Here is a 16141-nt window from a genome sequence, read left to right as displayed (position 1 = left end):
CACCCATGACCGACCTGGAAAACCGCCGCGAGCGGCTCGAATTCAACAAGCTGCAAAAGCGCCTGCGCCGCAATGTGGGCCGCGCCATCGCCGACTTCAATATGATCGAGGAGGGCGACAGGATCATGGTGTGCCTTTCCGGCGGAAAGGATTCCTACGCGATGCTGGATATTCTGCTCAACCTGCAGAAGACGGCGCCGGTGCGGTTCGAACTGGTGGCGGTGAATATGGACCAGAAACAGCCGGGTTTTCCCGAGCACGTGCTGCCGGAGTATTTGCAGTCACTGGGCGTGCCTTATCACATCGTGGAGAAGGACACCTACTCGGTGGTGAAAGAGGTGGTGCCGGAGGGCAAGACCACCTGCGGGCTCTGCTCGCGCCTGCGCCGTGGCACCCTGTACGGTTTTGCCGAGGAGATCGGCGCGACCAAGGTGGCGCTGGGGCACCACAAGGACGACATCGTCGAGACGCTGTTCCTGAATATGTTTTACGGGGGACGACTCAAGGCCATGCCACCGAAGCTGCGCGCGGATGACGGGCGCAATATTGTGATTCGCCCACTGGCCTACTGCCGCGAAGAGGACCTGGAGCGTTTCGCCGGGTACAAGGCGTTTCCGATCATTCCCTGCAACCTGTGCGGAAGTCAGGAAAACCTGCAGCGGCAGGCGATCAAGCAGATGCTGCGGGAATGGGACAGGAAGTCTCCCGGCCGCACTGAAAACATCTTCTCAGCACTCACCCGGGTATCGCCGTCGCAGCTGGCGGATCGGGATCTGTACGATTTCGAGAGCCTGGAGCTGGACCGCTCTATGCCAGCGGCTGGCGGAAAGGGCGATTACCCGCTCGAGCGGCAGATTCACTCCTGGGTGCCGGATGAGGAGGTGGATGAACCGCGCTATATCGATGCGTTGAATCTGTAACCCCCCCCTTCCCCTTTTTTACCAGCTGGGTGTAGCTCTGCCGGAAATCCTGTTCCGTTGCCACCGGTCCGTGGTGGAAGTACTGGTGCCACAGCCGCGCCATGACGGCCACGTCGTTTTCCTCCACATCGTCGACGCCCGCGGAGTGGTAGATCAGCCAGGCGATGGCGGTGGCGTAGCGCAGGTTGGTGGCCAGTTCGCTGTGGGGGTGGTGCAGGAAGTCCCGCTGACTGGCCAGACCGCGCACCTTGGAGGCCAGGGCCGGGTGATTGATCAGGTAGTGGTCCCAGATATGGCGGTGGGTGTGGGGCTGGATCTGGTAGATACCCAGTCCGTGGCGGCGGCCTTGTTTGAGGTGGAAGCCCAGTTGTGACTCCCGGGCCGCGGTGCCTAGCAGCAGGTTTTCCATTCCCGCAGACCAAGCCCTCAGATGCTTCAGGGTGGGACGAATCACCATCAGGCGCAGCTCGTCCAGACAGATACCCATAGTGATGTCAGATTTTCCGAATGTTTCTCCAATATGTAGTTTGCCGATTGAGCTTGTGCCAGCGAATTAGTAGATTTGAGCGCAATAAACACAAAAAACAGCCGTGACGCCCGTTCTTGAAGGGTTTTTCAGCAAGGTGTCGCAATCCACAATAAGAAGGGGTCTCTATGTCCGGACAATGGCTTGTCGCGCTCACCTTTGTAGCTTACCTGGCGCTGATCCTGGTGATTGGTATCTACGCCTACTCGCGCACCAAGAACGCGAGTGACTATTTTCTCGGTGGGCGCTCGCTGCCGCCGGCGGTGGCGGCGCTCAGTGCCGGTGCCTCGGATATGAGCGGCTGGTTGCTGATGGGGCTGCCGGGGGCCGCTTATACCGCCGGCCTGTCCTCGGCGTGGATCGCGATTGGTCTCTTCTCTGGTATTGTCCTGAGCTGGACCATCATGGCCCGGCGTCTGCGTATCTATACCAGCGCTCTCGACGACTCCCTCACCGTCCCCGCCTATCTGCATCGGCGGTTTGATATGGGGCACCCCTATCTGCGCACCCTCTGTGCCTTTTTTATTTTGCTGTTTTTCCTGTTCTATGTGGCCTCCGGGTTGATCGCCGGTGGCAAGCTGTTCGAGACGGTATTCGACTGGGATTATCGGTGGGCGGTGATGATCGGTGCGGGGGCGGTGATCTCCTACACCCTGTTCGGTGGTTTTCTCGCGGTGTCCTGGACCGATGTGTTCCAGGGGCTGCTGATGAGCTTGGCGCTGGTCATTGTGCCGGTGGTGGTTATCCAGAATGAGGGTGGCTTTGCCGCCAGTTGGGCCAATTTGCACGACAAGGTGCCGGAGTTGATGCACTGGATGCAGGACAATACCGGCCAGACGTTGGGAATTGCGGCGATTTTGAGTTCTTTGGCGTGGGGCCTGGGCTATTTCGGGCAGCCGCATATCGTGGCGCGCTTTATGGCGGTGCGCAGCCCGGACGATGTGCCTGCGGCCGCGACGGTGGCCGCCGTCTGGTCCCTGTTCGGCTTCCTCGGGGCCCTGTCCGTGGGCCTGTTCGGCCATCTGGAACTGCAACAGACTCTGCCCGACGGCGAACGCATCTTTATGGCGCTGGTGGAGGCGCTGTTCCACCCGCTGGTGGCAGGGATACTGTTGGCGGCGATTCTGTCGGCGATTATGAGTACCGCCGACTCCCAACTGCTGGTGTCCTCGGCGGCGCTTGCGGAGGATATTTACCATGTGTGGTTTGGGCGGGAAACCAGCCCCCAGGCAATGGTGAAAGTGGGCCGCTGGGCGGTAATCGCCCTGTCGTTGATCTCGGTGTGGGTGGCCATGGACCCGGATTCCAAAGTGTTGGACGTAGTGGCCTATGCCTGGGCGGGCCTGGGCGCCGCCTTCGGCCCGGCGACTCTGATCAGCCTCTTCTGGTCGCGAATGACCGGTGCCGGGGCCATTGCCGGTGTACTGGTGGGCGGTCTGACGGTGGTGGTCTGGAAGCAGCTTTCCGGTGGGATCTTCGATATCTACGAGCTTTTACCCGGCTTCCTTCTCTCTTCAGCTGCTATCGTGATAGTAAGCGCAGTGACAAAATGTCCCGCAGAAGTAGCATCGCGCCACCGTCGAGTGCTGGGGCTGCCCGGTTGAGTTTTCGGGCTATCCAACCTCTGCGAGTGTGTGCAGGGGTTGGAGAAACTGAGTGATCGAAGTCCATCTCGGTGATATCACTCGATTACAAGTCGATGTTATCGTCAATGCCGCCAACCAGCGGCTCCTCGGTGGTGGTGGGGTAGACGGAGCTATCCACCGGGCGGCGGGTCCCGAATTGCTGGAGGTCTGCCGCAAACTCGGGGGCTGTCCAGCTGGGGAAGTGCGTGCCACGCCCGCCTTTGCCATTCCTGTCAAACGTATCTATCACACCGTGGGGCCCGTGTGGCGGGGCGGCAGCTTCGGCGAGCCGGAACTGTTGGCCAGTTGCTACCGCCAGTGTCTCGCCATGGCCCGGCGCGAGAATATGCACTCCATCGCTTTTCCCGCGATCAGCTGCGGAGTCTACGATTATCCGCCGGCGCAAGCGGTGGAGGTCGCCGTGGAGCAGGTGCAGCAGCATCTGGAGCGGGATAGCGAGCCGCAGCAGATAATCTTTTGTTGTTTCGACGAGACAATGGCAGATCTGTACCGGCAGCAACTGGAGGCTTACGTGCGAAGGTGAGCCCTGATGGCGCTTTCGGTCATTGATTCTTGAAGATTGGTCACAGATTATCAGCCTGATAATAATAATGGACAGGAGGAGACAATGCGTAGTGCTGAACAGTGGTTCTCCGAATATGGCGAGAGCCACCAGAATCCCACCAACAAAGCTATTCATTGGATTGCCGTGCCGGTGATCTACGCCACTGTGGTTGGGCTGCTGTGGGCGATTCCCCAGCCCGCCTTTATGGCCGCCATTCCCTGGTTGAACTGGGCGGTGGTGGCGCTCATTCCCACTTTGCTTTTCTACTTGGTGATGTCCTTCCCGTTGGCACTGGGCATGGCAGCCTTGAGCGTAGTGTGTCTGTGGGGCTGGGCGGTGGCGGACCGGCTGGGGTTTTCGGTGTGGGTCACTGCCCTGGTCCTGTTTGTGCTGATGTGGATTCTGCAGTTTGTGGGCCACCATATTGAGGGTAAAAAGCCCTCGTTTTTCAAGGATCTGCAATTTCTGCTGATTGGGCCGGCGTGGGTGATCGCTTTTATCTATCGCAGACTGGGAATCAGGTATTAATGCGGAATGCGGACAAATTTGTCCGCATTATCTGTTGTAGTGCACCGGCACTTCGAGTGTCTCCTTCACCTGTTCCATCACCACATAGCTGGTGCATTCCAGCACCTCCGGCAGGCTGAGTAGTGTCTCTCCGTAGAATTTGCGATAGGCGCTCATATCCGCCACCCGCGCCTTGATCAGGTAGTCGAAGTTGCCTGAAACCAAGTAGCACTCCTGTACCTCCGGCAGCGCCGCCACAGCATTGCGGAACTCCTCGAAGGCGTCCTGGGCCGAGCGGTTCAGGCGTATCTGCACGAAGACCACCAGGGCTGCATCGAGAAACTCCGGGTTGATCAGCGCGGTGTAGCCCTGGATCACACCGTCCGATTCCAGTCTTTTGACTCTCTCTACGCAAGGGGTCGGGGTCAGGCCCACCTGGCGGGCCAGTTCGGCGTAGCTGGTGCGGCCGTTCTTTTGCAGTACCCGCAGGATATTGCGGTCGATGGTGCTCAGTTCACTGGCGCGCTTGCGCATCAGATAGTTCTCCGGTTGTTCAAGAATCGGCCATTTTTTGGTGGATTCTAGTGGATTCCACTGGTGTCATGCAAAAACTGCCAGAAATACACTTTTATCCTGGGTCTATACTGGTCGAAATCACAGAAACAGGGTGTGATGTGCCCGTCACCGAAACGGCGCGCCAGCCGGAAAACGAGGAGTCGAAAAAATGTTGATTGGTGTCCCGAAAGAGATCAAGAACCACGAGTACCGCATCGGCCTCACCCCGGCCAGTGTACGGGAGCTGGTCGCCAACGGTCACGAGGTGATTGTGCAGAAGGACGGCGGCGCTGCCATTGGTTTCTCCGATGAAATGTACGAGCAGGCCGGTGCCCGTATCGTGGATACGCCGGAAGAGATCTTTGCCAGTGCGGACATGATCGTCAAGGTAAAAGAGCCCCAGCCCCACGAGTGCGAAATGCTGCGCCCCGGCCAACTGCTGTACACCTACCTGCACCTGGCTCCGGACCCCAAGCAGACCGAACTGTTGGTGAAATCCGGCGCTACCTGCATCGCCTACGAAACCGTGACCGACAAGCGTGGCGGCCTGCCGCTGCTGGCGCCCATGTCTGAAGTGGCCGGCCGTATGTCCGTGCAGTGCGGCGCCCATCACCTGGAGAAAGCCCAGGGTGGCCTCGGTGTTCTGCTGGGCGGTGTGCCGGGCGTGGCCCCGGCCAAGGTACTGATTATCGGCGGCGGCGTGGTCGGCACCAACGCGGCCAAGATGGCCTTGGGGATGGGCGCGGACGTGACCATTCTCGACCGTTCCCTGCCGCGCCTGCGCGAACTGGACGATATCTTCGGCGGCGCGGTGCGCACCGAGTACTCCACCGGCGATGCTATCGAGAAACACGCGCTGGCGGCTGATCTGGTAATCGGCGCGGTGCTGATTCCGGGGGCTGCGGCGCCCAAGCTGCTGACCCGCGACATGATCAGCCGTATGAAGAAAGGCGCGGTGGTTGTAGACGTGGCCATCGACCAGGGCGGCTGCTTCGAGACTTCCAAGCCCACTACGCACACCGAACCCACCTACGTGGTGGACGGCGTGGTGCACTACTGCGTGGCCAATATGCCCGGCGGTGTCGCGCGCACCTCCACCATGGCCCTGAACAACGCCACCCTGCCGTTCGCGGTGGCGCTGGCCAACAAGGGTGCCAAGCAGGCGCTGCTGGACGACGCCAACCTGCTGGAAGGCCTCAACGTTCACGCCGGCATGGTGACCTACCAGGCAGTGGCGGATGTATTGGGTTACGAGTATGTGGACCCGAAGCTGGCGCTGCAGAAATCCGCAATCGCGGAAGACGCGGCGGCTTAAGGCGACGTGCTTCGATTGTTATGGAGCTGTTTTTCTCCCCAAGAGGCGCACTACCCCCCGCGCCTCGCTCTGTGAGGCTTGGTGGCGGGTGCCACCATTTTCCAGCCGCGTTTTTACGCGGCTTTTTTATTGGAGCTGGCGGACGCCGGCTTGGCTCGCAAAGAAGCGGCTTACCGTCCGGGATACAGTCGGCTGAGCAGCACCGGTAAAGCCGTTTCCACACGCAGAATACGCGGCCCCAGGTGTACCGCGGCAAAGCCGATCTCCTGCAGCTTGTCGACCTCGTAGGGAATAAAGCCCCCCTCCGGGCCCACCGCCAGGGTGGCGTTTTGCCGAATATCCACCGGACAGGGGTTGTCAGTGACCGGATGGGCTACCAGCTTTAATGAATAGGCGGCAATTTCCGGCAGTTCATCTTCCACAAAGGGCTTGAAGCGCTTGCGCAATTCGATCTGCGGGAGTCCCGTATCCACAGACTGTTCCAGACCCAGCAGGCACTGCTCGCGCAATTTTCCATCGGTCAGCCAGGGGCTCTGCCAATAGGATTTTTCCACCCGGTAGGCGTTGATCAGGTAGAGTTTTTTTACTCCCAGCGCAGTGGCGTGCTCTATGGTGCGCTTCAGCATTTTGGGTCGCGGCAGGGCGAGGACCAGGGTGAGGGGCAGGGCGGGGGGAGGAGGGCGCTGCAGTTCCACCTGCAGTTCGATAAAGCCCGATTCCCGAACAGTGACCAGGCCGCTGCCGATATCGCCATCCAGAAGCCCCACCCGCAGCGTGTCGCCGGGGTTCGCTTTGTGCACCTCGAGGATATGTTTCTGTCGGCGGCCGCTCAGCCGCGCGTGCCCCGGGCCGATGAAATCGCTTGGTTCCAGGATGATCAGGTTCAACGGCTCACACTCGTCGACGGTTGGCGTTTATCCTAGGTTTTATGCTTTGGCGGACGCGATGGCGCCCTTGCCCAGCCCTTCGTAGGCGCGCACCCTGACTTCCTTTCCCGGCTGCCCCGCGGCGATGGTGTCGGCAATATACTGCGCCAGCTGTTCCACCGTGGTGTCGCAATTCATCAGCTCGCAGCGCGCGGCGGGAATGCCCAGGGCAAAATGCCCCTGTCGCGCCCAGTAGGCGAATTGCAGTGTCCGCTCCGTCTGCGCCAGCAGATCCTCGCTGGTACCCAAATAGATATCGCGCCAGCGCTCCGCCCATTTGCGCTCCCACTCGCTGCTGCGTTCGCCATCCAGGAAAATCTGGATGCGTGAGCGGTGGCCGTGGGCGATGCGCTGGCAGTTGCCCCCATGTTTCTTCAGGCCGTGGCTGTAGTGGTAGTAGGGATCGGGAATTTCCTCGCAGGTGAACTCCAGGCGCAGCCGCTCCACGCTGGTGGGAAAGGCGGAGGCCAGCTGTCGCACGCTCCAGGCGGCGACGCTCTCCGCGTCGATCGATTCGGCCTTTACCAGGGCAAAGGCCTGATCGGGGCCAGAGAGGTTGATCTGTTCACCGTCGGCCAAGAGCCAGGTGAGGGCGATCTGTCCGTCTTCCTGTTTCAGTTCGAGATGCGGCGAGCGGATGGGTACCAGTAGTCGGTGGTCCAGTTGATCGTCCAGCCAGTGGCGCAGGGTCTTCTTCACCACCCCGAAATCGCACACCATGCCCTGGCTGTCCAGGGCGCCGTCCAGCGCGGCATTGGCCAGCCAGGTTTCTCCCACCAGGCCGCGTTGGTGATCCAGGTAGCTGAAATCGATATTGGTGAGATTGTCGACGAACAGGTGCATGAATAACTCTTTGCTTGAAGTGGCCTCCACTAGAGGCCATCCCAAAAACGGCTGCGCGTGCGTCTGGCGGCAACCGCTGTTTTTTGAGATGGTTTCTAGCCGCGCAGAGTATAACCTTTTAGCAGGGCTGGAACTCGCGCCTTCGAGTCTCTATAATCGCGCCCTCTTGCAATGGCGGCCCTTCCGGTCCCCTCGCAATGAACAGCTGTGAACCCCGCCAGGCCCGGAAGGGAGCAACGGTAGCAGTGGTATCATGTGCCGAGGGTGTGCTGGTTGGGCTGCCTCCATTTTCAGGGAACAGAAATCAGAAGACAGAAGTTTCTTGTGCTGATTTCCCCGCCTCCCACGCTATTTTTGCCTGCTTTTTCTTGTAGGAACTCCCTTCCCGGCTCGCTGTGTTATAAACGGCGGCATATTTGACCGTTTACCCGATAACAACAAGAGGGAGCCATGAAGAAGATCGCCCTGGCCGTGGCTGTCGCCGCGACGCTCGCAGCCTGCGAAGACCGTCAGACACAGCAAAAACCCGCCGAGCCGACTGCGGCCGCTGCCGAAGTGAACGGCACCGACAAATCCGCAAACCTGACCGCGGAGGACGCCAGGACCTTCCTGGGCGACGCCCAGGCGCGCCTGGAGGAGATGGCCGAGGAGTCGAGTCACGCCAGTTGGCTGGCTTCCACCTATATCAATGTGGATTCCCAATATGTGGAATCCCTGGCCAACGAGCGCTACACCGCCATGGCGGTGGAGCTGGCCTCCGAGGCGGCCAGGTTCGACGACCTGGATCTGGACCCGGAGACCCGCCGCCAGCTCACCATGCTCAAGCAGGGGCTGGTGTTCCCCGCGCCCAGGGACCCGGGATTGACTGCGGAACTGGCGCAGATCGGCTCCAAGCTGCAGGGCATGTACGGCTCTGGCAAATACTGCAAGGAAGAGCGCGGCGAGGAGAAGTGCTACGGTCTCACCGAAATGGGGCGGGTTATGGCAGAGAGCCGCGATCCGGAATTACTGAAAGAGCTGTGGGTGGGCTGGCGCGAGGTCTCGCCGCCCATGAAGCCCCTGTACCAGCGCCAGGTGGAGATCGGCAACGCCGGCGCCGAGGAACTCGGTTACGACAACCTGAGCGTGATGTGGCGCTCCAAGTACGATATGCCCCCGGATGCCTTTGCCGAGGATATGGATGCGCAGTGGAACAAGGTCAAGCCGCTGTATGAGGCGCTGCACTGCCATGTGCGCGCCAAGTTGAACGAACACTACGGCGACGACGTGGTACCACCCCAGGGCAAGATACCTGCACATCTGCTGGGCAACATGTGGGCCCAGGAGTGGGGCAATGTCTACGACTTGGTGAAAGACGAAGACATGCAGGCGCCCTACGACCTGACCCAGTTGGTGGTGGACTCCGGCATGAGTGAAAAGGACATGGTCAAGGTGGGCGAGCAGTTCTTCACCTCGCTCGGCTTCAAGCCGTTGCCGGAGACTTTCTGGGAGCGTTCCCAGTTCACCAAGCCCCGGGACCGCGATGTCGTGTGCCACGCCAGCGCGTGGAATATGGACGGCCAGGACGATGTGCGCATCAAGATGTGCATCCAGAAAACCGGTGAGGACTTCGTCACTATTCACCACGAGCTGGGGCACAACTTCTACCAGCGCATCTACAAGGACCAGCCTTTCCTGTACAAGGAGGGTGCCAACGACGGTTTTCACGAAGCGGTGGGCGATACCATTGCACTGTCCATCACCCCGAAATACCTGAAGCAGATCGGCCTGATGGACGAGGTGCCCAGCGAGGACAAGGACTTGGGTTACCTGATGCAGCAGGCCCTGGACAAGATCGCCTTCCTGCCCTTCGGCCTGCTGGTGGACAAGTGGCGCTGGCAGGTGTTCAACGGCGAGGTGCAGCCGGGGGGCTACAACGAGGCCTGGTGGAAACTTCGCGAGGAATACCAGGGTATCGAGGCACCGGTGGCGCGCTCCGAAGCCAATTTCGACCCGGGCGCCAAGTACCATATCCCCGGCAATACCCCTTACGCGCGCTACTTCCTGGCGCGTATCCAGCAGTTCCAGTTCCACCGCGCGCTCTGCGAAGCGGCCGGGGAGACGGGCCCGCTGCACCGCTGTTCTATCTATGAAAACGATGCGGCCGGTGAAAAGCTGCGCAAAATGCTCGCCATGGGCGCCAGCAAGCCCTGGCCCGATGAGATGGAAGCGCTGACCGGCCAACGGGAACTGGATGCCTCGGCGATTATCGATTATTTCCAGCCGTTGATGGTTTATCTGGAAGAACAGAACAGGGACAGAAACTGCGGCTGGTAGAATTTTTGGGGCTCAGGAAAAGCGCTACGGACTACACAGGCCTCCCCCTGTAGGAGCGGCCAATGGCCGCGATCGAGGTTGAAATGACTGGAAAGATCGATCGCGGGCATGGCCCGCTCCTACAATTGTCCCCAGCCATTTTAGCGTTAGCGCGTTGCAAGCTGCGCTGAATTCAGCAGCTCGGCATACTGCCCGGTAATCACATCCATATTGCGCAACAACATATCTGTAGTGCCGGTAATCACATGGATCTGGCGCGCCCCGGATATCTGCATCTCACCCTCGAAACCCCGGCTGGCATAGTTCAGGTACCCCTGGGTCTTGAGCAGGTTGCGGGTGATCTCCGGCGTGTTCAGCGAGCTCTGCAGCAGAAATTCCAGCATATGCTGGAACTCCGCCAGGTCTTCGTTCAGCCACTTTCCTCCCTCTTCGCCGGCCACTTCCCAAAACTGCGCAACATAATTTTTCGCAATGCGCTGGGAGAGCATACGCTGGCGGCCGGAGACATTGACCAGTTCCGCGCTGCTGTGGTCGGCGAGATCCTGCAGGCGCATGACATAGGCGTGGGCGGCAGGCAGCAGGCTATTGCTGCGCCGAAACAGTTCGGCAGCGGTGGATTTGGTGACAGGTTGATGGGCGATCGCTTCGAAAGCTTTCCACTCCAGCTGTACCGTTTGGAGATCATCCCGTATCGGCGCCGCCCCCTCAAAGTCGGCCAGCTGATCCAGGTTGTTAGCGAACTCCCGGATACATCGTTCGAAAATCTGCTGGTGTCGTTCGGTGTCCGGCTGTATACCGCGGAGAATGTAAGCCTGGGTAATACGCTGGGAAAGCATGCGCTGGCGCCCGGCGATATTGATGGCATCGCCCATACTGAACGCGACGGCATCCACACTCAGTAAAAACAGGAAAAGTGCCAGGAAATTTTTCATCACCTCTTTCCTTGAGCATTATTGATTCTGTAGAAGAGCGAGGGGGCCCGGCCCATTGAAGAGCCGGGCGCGATCAAGGTTCAGTTCAGAACTGTGCTTGTGCAGTAAGCCAGATCTTGTCGGTATCCACACTGAATTCGTCGGCGATATAGCTGCTGTATTTCAGGTTCAGATCAACCGCACTGATTTTCCCACCCACGGAAAAACCGTATTCATTGCCGAGTTTATCCATTCCGGAAACATCTGAATCATCGGAGTTGAGCTGATGGTAGTTGAGGGCGAGCTTTACTCCGGCGAGCGATGTGCCGAGGGTCACATAGACATCCTCGATACCACCGGCAATATTGCCGGTACCGCCGCCCAGGAACTTGTCGTTCCAGCCCTGGAACTTGTGCAGGGTTGCCAGCGGAGTGATGAACTGGCCGTCGCTGCCGTCCGCGCCGAGAAGTTCATAGCCCGCTTTCAGCGTTACCGGACCCAGCTTGTAGCCGCCCTCAGCGAGGATGTAGTTGGCATCGTAGCTGGCGGGGTTGTCGGCGGCGGCGGACTGAGTAGCGTATTCCACGGAATAATCCGCCGCGCCGCTCTTGCCGGCAAAGCGCAAGCCGTAGGTATCGGTGGAGAAAACCGGGGCGTTTTCGTTGTCGATCAGGTAGGCGTAGGCAGAAAGGGTGCCGGCGGCGAGGCCGCTGTACTTCGCGTTGAGCAGATAGGTATCGTTTTCGTGGTCGCCCACCGGACTGTCCTCGCCGAAGATGCGGTTGACGTTGTCGATATGGGCGAGGAACAGTGTGGTGTCGGCCAGGCTGTTATTGGTGATGCTGAAGCCGTCGTAAGTCTGCTCGTTCTGGCGAAAGCCGACCCCGCCGACGAAGCGCTGGTTGTCGAGCAGTATGCGCTGACGGCCGTATTTGATCGCGGTGTTGCCGAACGAGTAGGCCAGGTACACCTGGTTTACCTCGGTTCCCTCCGGGTCTGCTACGCCGCCGTCATCGTCGGTGAGATGAGTTACGTCGTCCATTTCGATAAGGGTACTGAAGCCCCGATAAGCGGCGGACTGATAGGTGAGACGGGTCTTCAGGCTGGTCAGGTCCAACTTGTCGGCGCCGTCGGCATCCACCTGCTCGGTTCGCGCGCGGAAGCCAAGAGTGGCTTCTCCCTGTCCCAGTGCTTCGCTGAATGAAGCCGCGGAAGGTTCTGCGGCTTCAACGGTATCGTCGGCAAGCGCCGGGGCGCCGGCGATAAAGGCAATCGCCAGAGCCAATATATGTTGTTGTGATGGAAGAGTCAGTCGTTTCATATTTAGTTCCCAAAAAAGGATGGTTGGTCAATAAGCGTTTTTCAGCGATTTTGTGTATGCCTGTTTTTGAATATCTTCATTAAATTGTTCAGGCAGCGTGTTCCACAGACTTGGTCTCGAACTTCGTTTTTTCATCAGCAGCGGATTTTTTCGGTGACGGATCGCGTTTGCTGTGACGCTCGTGCAGGAACTTGAGCACCCTGGCCCGGTAACCGTTGTAGTGTGGATCGTCAGCGAGTTCCAGACGGCTGCGCGGACGCTCCAGTTGAATGTCGAGAATTTCGCCGATGGTTGCTGCGGGGCCATTGGTCATCATCACAATACGATCGGAAAGCAGAACCGCCTCGTCCACATCGTGGGTGATCATGATTACGGTGTTGTTCAGTTCCGCCTGGATTTCCATCAGCGAGTCCTGCATATGTGCACGGGTGAGCGCATCCAGCGCGCCGAAAGGCTCATCCATAAGTAAAACCTTGGGCTGCATCGACAGAGCCCGGGCAATGCCCACCCGCTGTTTCATGCCGCCGGAAATTTCCGACGGGCGCTTGTGCATGGCGTGTCCCATATGCACCAACTGCAGGTTGTGCTCGATCCATTCGCGCATTTCCGCTCTGGATTTTGTTTTGCCAAATACCTGCCTTACCGCGAGCTCCACATTTTCATAGGCACTGAGCCAGGGGAGTAGCGAGTGGTTCTGGAATACCACTGCGCGTTCCGGCCCCGGTTCGGTGATCTCCTTGCCATTGAGGATCACGCCGCCGCGGGTGGCGCGATACAGGCCCGCGACCACATTCAGTACGGTGGACTTGCCACATCCCGAGTGCCCGATCAGGGAGACGAACTCCCCTTTCCTGACCTGCAGATCAATATCGCGCAACGCGGTAAAGGGGCCTTTGGGAGTGGGGAACTCCATATCCACATGGCTGATATCCAGTAATACGCCCATATTCTTCTCCAGAGTTTGATAGGACCGAGTTTGATTGGAGCTAGTGTGTAATGCTGTCCTTGTCCCAGGAAGCCAGTTTCTGCAACTGCAGCATGGCGCGATCCAAAAGAAAGCCGATCACACCAATGACAATCACCGCGGCCATGATACGGGCCAGGGAGTCGGAGCTGCCGTTCTGAAATTCATCCCATACGAATTTGCCCAGGCCCGGGTTCTGAGCCAGCATTTCCGCGGCAATCAGCACCATCCAGGCCACGCCCAGGGAGAGGCGCATACCGGTAAAAATCATCGGCACTGAGGCGGGCAGTACAATTTTTTGCACATGTTTCAGCGGGGACAGGCGCAACACCTTGCTGACGTTCACCAAGTCACTTTCGATACCGGCCACCCCGACAGAGGTATTGATAACCATTGGCCAGAGGCAGCAGAGGGTGACCGTGATCATGGAGTTGAGAAACGACTTGGCCACCAGCGGGTCCGTCGAGGTGTACAGGGCGCTGACCACCATGGTCACCAGCGGCAACCAGGCCAGCGGTGATACCGGTTTGAATATCTGAATAATCGGGTTTATTGCGCTGCTCAGGGTGCGGCTCAGGCCGGTGGCAATTCCCAGAGGAATGGCAATGGCTACGGCGAGCAGGAATCCGCTCATCACCGTGATCAGACTGGTAAAAATCTGGTCGATGAAAGTCTCTTTGCCGGTGTAGTCGCGAATCTTCGGCTGATAGCCGGGGTCTTCCGCGAGCCGTTCCGCGTTGCGGATTTCCTGGCGCTCATAAAAGGCGGCTGCCTTTTCCCGCGAGCGTTCATGCTCCTGATAGAGTGCGCCAAACTGTTCCCATACGGCGGCAGGTCCGGGAAATTTCCCCAGGGAGGTATCGATATTCTGCGCGGTTGCGGACCACAACAGCAGAAATACCAGAACACCAGTCAGGGGAACCGCCACGTATCGGATGGCGCTGTTGAACAGGTTGTTGTCTAACAGTGAAAGCTTCCAGCTGGCCGGTTTACTGATGGATAAGCTGCTCGATGTCATGGTCCTCTGCCTTACGTCGACTTATGGTTGTTTTCGGCTTGTTGGGTTCACAGGGTGCGCAGTGCGCACCCAGATTGATTTCTGAACTAGAGCTTTTGTCCGGCTTTGAGGCCGATAGGAAACTTCCCGATATATTCGTTGGGTTTTTGGCCGTTGTAGACGATGCCGTCGATGAAGTGGGTCTGCGGTTCGCGGTAACCGTCTTCACTGGAGAAGTCTGGAAACTGATCCGCGGAAGCCAGCTTGTCTTTGATCAGGGATTCCGCCGCGGCTCGATAGATATCCGGGCGATAGACCTTCGCCGCCATCTCCTTGTACCAGTCGTCACTCTTGTCTTCCGATATCTGACCCCAGCGACGCATCTGGGTCAGGTACCAGATGGCGTCGGAGTAGTAAGGGTAGGTGGCGTGGTAGCGGAAGAAAACGTTGAAATCCGGTACTTCGCGTTTGTCGCCCTTCTCGTACTCGAAAGTACCGGTCATGCTGTTGGCGATAACCTCATAATCGGCGCCGACGTAATTGGATCGGGAGAGAATTTTTACCGCTTCCGGACGGTTGGCGTTGTTGTTTTCATCCAGCCACATGGCAGCGCGAATCAGCGCGCGGGTGATTCGGATGGCAGTGTTGGGGTATTTCTCCGCGAAAGTTTTGGTGATGCCGAAAACTTTTTCCGGATTGTCCTTCCAGATTTCGTAGTCGGTTACCACCGGCACGCCGATGCCCTTGAATACCGCCTGCTGATTCCAGGGCTCGCCTACGCAATAGCCGTAGATGGTGCCGGCTTCCAGGGTGGCGGGCATCTGTGGCGGCGGTGTTACCGACAGCAGGGCGTCCGCGTCTATCTGCCCGGAAATATCACCTTTGTGCGGCGCATAGTAGCCCGGGTGGATACCGCCTGCGGCCAGCCAGTAGCGCAGTTCGTAGTTGTGGGTGGATACCGGAAAAACCATGCCCATATTGAACGGCTTGCCCGCCGCCTTGTATTTTTCCACTACCGGTTTCAGAGCATCCGCCTTGATCGGATGTACTGGCAGGCCGTTGTCCATTTTTGGAATGTTCGGCTTCATCTGCTCCCATATCTCATTGGAAACAGTGATACCGTTGCCGTTCAGGTCCATGGAAAAGGGTGTGATGATCTCCGCCTTGGTGCCGAATCCCATGGTGGCGGCGATAGGTTGTCCGGCGAGCATATGGGCGCCGTCCAGGCGGCCGTCGATCACGCCGTCGAGCAATACCTTCCAGTTGGCCTGTGCCTCGATGGTGACGTAGAGGCCCTCGTCTTCAAAGAAGCCTTTCTCATAGGCGATGGCGATGGGCGCCATATCGGTCAGTTTGATAAAACCGAAAGTCAGCTCTTCTTTTTCCGGATAACCGAGTTCCGCGGATGTCGCCGGTGTCGCTAGCCCGAGGGTGCTTGCGAGCCCCACGGTTATCGCGGCGCGCCTGAAAAGTTGTGTCCACTTCATATCAGAGTCCCCCAGTTGATGATCAATTGAAAATTGCGGGCATAAAAAAAGCGCTCATCGACCGGCTACCGTCAGGCAGCGAGTCAATGAGCGCCTCTGCTCATAATCAACCGAGCGGGTCGGTTGAGTCTGAATTTTTTCTTCGTTGAGCACCGTTTAAATTCTGCGGCGACTGGCTATCGATTCTCGAGCCGGCCGGCCGGGTGCGCCTCGCAGTAGATGCACTGCATAGAGTGTGCCAATTTTTCTCAGGTGGCTTGGAGTCGGGGTTTGCCGGAAACTTGCTAATGCCGGGGAGAAGTTGGTGAAAGCGCCCGTTTTCATCAGTTAAGTGTCTGTATTTACTAGGTTTTTTTCTTCTCT

General features: G+C 58.6%; 15 protein-coding genes and 1 other RNA gene. 7 read left to right on the top strand and 9 right to left on the bottom strand.

The features are described from left to right. Positions 1–5: 5 nt before the first annotated feature. Positions 6–920, top strand: coding sequence for a tRNA 2-thiocytidine(32) synthetase TtcA (gene ttcA / locus FHS09_RS13100; RefSeq protein ID WP_183460595.1), 915 nt, complete (start codon positions 6–8; stop codon positions 918–920). Here ttcA and FHS09_RS13095 read toward each other — a convergent pair. Then, the gene (locus FHS09_RS13095; RefSeq protein ID WP_183460593.1) at positions 808–1407 is read right to left on the bottom strand and encodes a hypothetical protein; all 600 of its coding nucleotides are present in this window, start codon (positions 1405–1407) and stop codon (positions 808–810) included. The two genes, ttcA and FHS09_RS13095, sit on opposite strands and share 113 nt — an antisense overlap. Before the next feature lie 167 nt (positions 1408–1574). Between FHS09_RS13095 and putP the strand changes: the two genes are divergently transcribed. From putP to FHS09_RS13080, 3 genes are all read left to right on the top strand, one after another. Then, positions 1575–3050 carry a sodium/proline symporter PutP gene (gene putP / locus FHS09_RS13090; RefSeq protein ID WP_183460591.1) on the top strand — a complete coding sequence of 492 codons (1476 nt, stop codon included), beginning with the start codon at positions 1575–1577 and terminating at the stop codon, positions 3048–3050. 52 nt (positions 3051–3102) lie between these two features. Continuing rightward, entirely contained in the window at positions 3103–3615 is a 513-nt protein-coding gene (locus FHS09_RS13085) for an O-acetyl-ADP-ribose deacetylase (protein ID WP_183460589.1), read from the top strand. A gap of 84 nt (positions 3616–3699) precedes the next feature. Next, entirely contained in the window at positions 3700–4164 is a 465-nt protein-coding gene (locus tag FHS09_RS13080) for an Mpo1 family 2-hydroxy fatty acid dioxygenase (protein ID WP_183460587.1), read from the top strand. Between the two features lie 27 nt (positions 4165–4191). On the opposite strand, the gene FHS09_RS13075 is transcribed toward FHS09_RS13080, so the two are convergent. Continuing rightward, positions 4192–4677, bottom strand: a complete 486-nt coding sequence (locus FHS09_RS13075) for an Lrp/AsnC ligand binding domain-containing protein (protein WP_183460585.1) — start codon at positions 4675–4677, stop codon at positions 4192–4194. Between the two features lie 190 nt (positions 4678–4867). On the opposite strand from FHS09_RS13075, the gene ald reads away from it, so the two are divergent. Next, entirely contained in the window at positions 4868–6013 is a 1146-nt protein-coding gene (ald, locus tag FHS09_RS13070; RefSeq protein ID WP_183460583.1) for an alanine dehydrogenase, read from the top strand. Positions 6014–6183: 170 nt separating this feature from the next. On the opposite strand, the gene FHS09_RS13065 is transcribed toward ald, so the two are convergent. Next, positions 6184–6900 carry a 16S rRNA (uracil(1498)-N(3))-methyltransferase gene (locus FHS09_RS13065; RefSeq protein ID WP_183460581.1) on the bottom strand — a complete coding sequence of 239 codons (717 nt, stop codon included), beginning with the start codon at positions 6898–6900 and terminating at the stop codon, positions 6184–6186. Between the two features lie 39 nt (positions 6901–6939). Then, the gene (locus FHS09_RS13060; protein WP_183460579.1) at positions 6940–7782 is read right to left on the bottom strand and encodes a 6-carboxytetrahydropterin synthase; all 843 of its coding nucleotides are present in this window, start codon (positions 7780–7782) and stop codon (positions 6940–6942) included. 181 nt (positions 7783–7963) lie between these two features. Here FHS09_RS13060 and ffs point away from each other — a divergent pair. Further along, positions 7964–8060, top strand: an RNA gene (ffs, locus tag FHS09_RS13055) — signal recognition particle sRNA small type. Between the two features lie 172 nt (positions 8061–8232). Next, the gene (locus FHS09_RS13050; protein WP_183460577.1) at positions 8233–10098 is read left to right on the top strand and encodes a M2 family metallopeptidase; all 1866 of its coding nucleotides are present in this window, start codon (positions 8233–8235) and stop codon (positions 10096–10098) included. Positions 10099–10244: 146 nt separating this feature from the next. Here FHS09_RS13050 and FHS09_RS13045 read toward each other — a convergent pair whose 3' ends face one another. From FHS09_RS13045 to FHS09_RS13025, 5 genes are all read right to left on the bottom strand, one after another. Further along, positions 10245–11030 carry a type IV pili methyl-accepting chemotaxis transducer N-terminal domain-containing protein gene (locus FHS09_RS13045; protein ID WP_183460575.1) on the bottom strand — a complete coding sequence of 262 codons (786 nt, stop codon included), beginning with the start codon at positions 11028–11030 and terminating at the stop codon, positions 10245–10247. Between the two features lie 85 nt (positions 11031–11115). Continuing rightward, positions 11116–12330, bottom strand: coding sequence for an alginate export family protein (locus tag FHS09_RS13040; protein WP_183460573.1), 1215 nt, complete (start codon positions 12328–12330; stop codon positions 11116–11118). An 88-nt stretch (positions 12331–12418) separates the two neighbouring features. Next, positions 12419–13276: an ABC transporter ATP-binding protein gene (locus FHS09_RS13035; RefSeq protein WP_183460570.1), complete on the bottom strand. Its 858-nt coding sequence runs from the start codon at positions 13274–13276 to the stop codon at positions 12419–12421. Between the two features lie 40 nt (positions 13277–13316). Further along, positions 13317–14312 carry an ABC transporter permease gene (locus tag FHS09_RS13030; RefSeq protein ID WP_183460568.1) on the bottom strand — a complete coding sequence of 332 codons (996 nt, stop codon included), beginning with the start codon at positions 14310–14312 and terminating at the stop codon, positions 13317–13319. A gap of 86 nt (positions 14313–14398) precedes the next feature. Next, entirely contained in the window at positions 14399–15778 is a 1380-nt protein-coding gene (locus FHS09_RS13025) for a CmpA/NrtA family ABC transporter substrate-binding protein (RefSeq protein WP_183460566.1), read from the bottom strand. Positions 15779–16141: the final 363 nt, after the last annotated feature.

Origin of the sequence: Microbulbifer rhizosphaerae, assembly GCF_014191725.1 — a bacterium.
In the GTDB taxonomy this organism is placed as follows: domain Bacteria; phylum Pseudomonadota; class Gammaproteobacteria; order Pseudomonadales; family Cellvibrionaceae; genus Microbulbifer; species Microbulbifer rhizosphaerae.
Note: the sequence above shows the minus strand (reverse complement) of the source record. Positions and strands in the feature narration are given on the sequence as shown.

Bases quoted from the DNA above. Each gene is read 5' to 3' on its own strand.
- FHS09_RS13045 (WP_183460575.1), bottom strand. From the start codon at position 11,030: ATGAAAAATTTCCTGGCACTTTTCCTGTTTTTACTGAGTGTGGATGCC.
- FHS09_RS13095 (WP_183460593.1), bottom strand. From the start codon at position 1,407: ATGGGTATCTGTCTGGACGAGCTGCGCCTGATGGTGATTCGTCCCACC.
- FHS09_RS13040 (WP_183460573.1), bottom strand. From the start codon at position 12,330: ATGAAACGACTGACTCTTCCATCACAACAACATATATTGGCTCTGGCG.
- ald (WP_183460583.1), top strand. From the start codon at position 4,868: ATGTTGATTGGTGTCCCGAAAGAGATCAAGAACCACGAGTACCGCATC.
- FHS09_RS13035 (WP_183460570.1), bottom strand. From the start codon at position 13,276: ATGGGCGTATTACTGGATATCAGCCATGTGGATATGGAGTTCCCCACT.
- FHS09_RS13080 (WP_183460587.1), top strand. From the start codon at position 3,700: ATGCGTAGTGCTGAACAGTGGTTCTCCGAATATGGCGAGAGCCACCAG.
- ttcA (WP_183460595.1), top strand. From the start codon at position 6: ATGACCGACCTGGAAAACCGCCGCGAGCGGCTCGAATTCAACAAGCTG.
- FHS09_RS13030 (WP_183460568.1), bottom strand. From the start codon at position 14,312: ATGACATCGAGCAGCTTATCCATCAGTAAACCGGCCAGCTGGAAGCTT.
- FHS09_RS13060 (WP_183460579.1), bottom strand. From the start codon at position 7,782: ATGCACCTGTTCGTCGACAATCTCACCAATATCGATTTCAGCTACCTG.
- FHS09_RS13075 (WP_183460585.1), bottom strand. From the start codon at position 4,677: ATGCGCAAGCGCGCCAGTGAACTGAGCACCATCGACCGCAATATCCTG.
- FHS09_RS13025 (WP_183460566.1), bottom strand. From the start codon at position 15,778: ATGAAGTGGACACAACTTTTCAGGCGCGCCGCGATAACCGTGGGGCTC.
- FHS09_RS13050 (WP_183460577.1), top strand. From the start codon at position 8,233: ATGAAGAAGATCGCCCTGGCCGTGGCTGTCGCCGCGACGCTCGCAGCC.
- putP (WP_183460591.1), top strand. From the start codon at position 1,575: ATGTCCGGACAATGGCTTGTCGCGCTCACCTTTGTAGCTTACCTGGCG.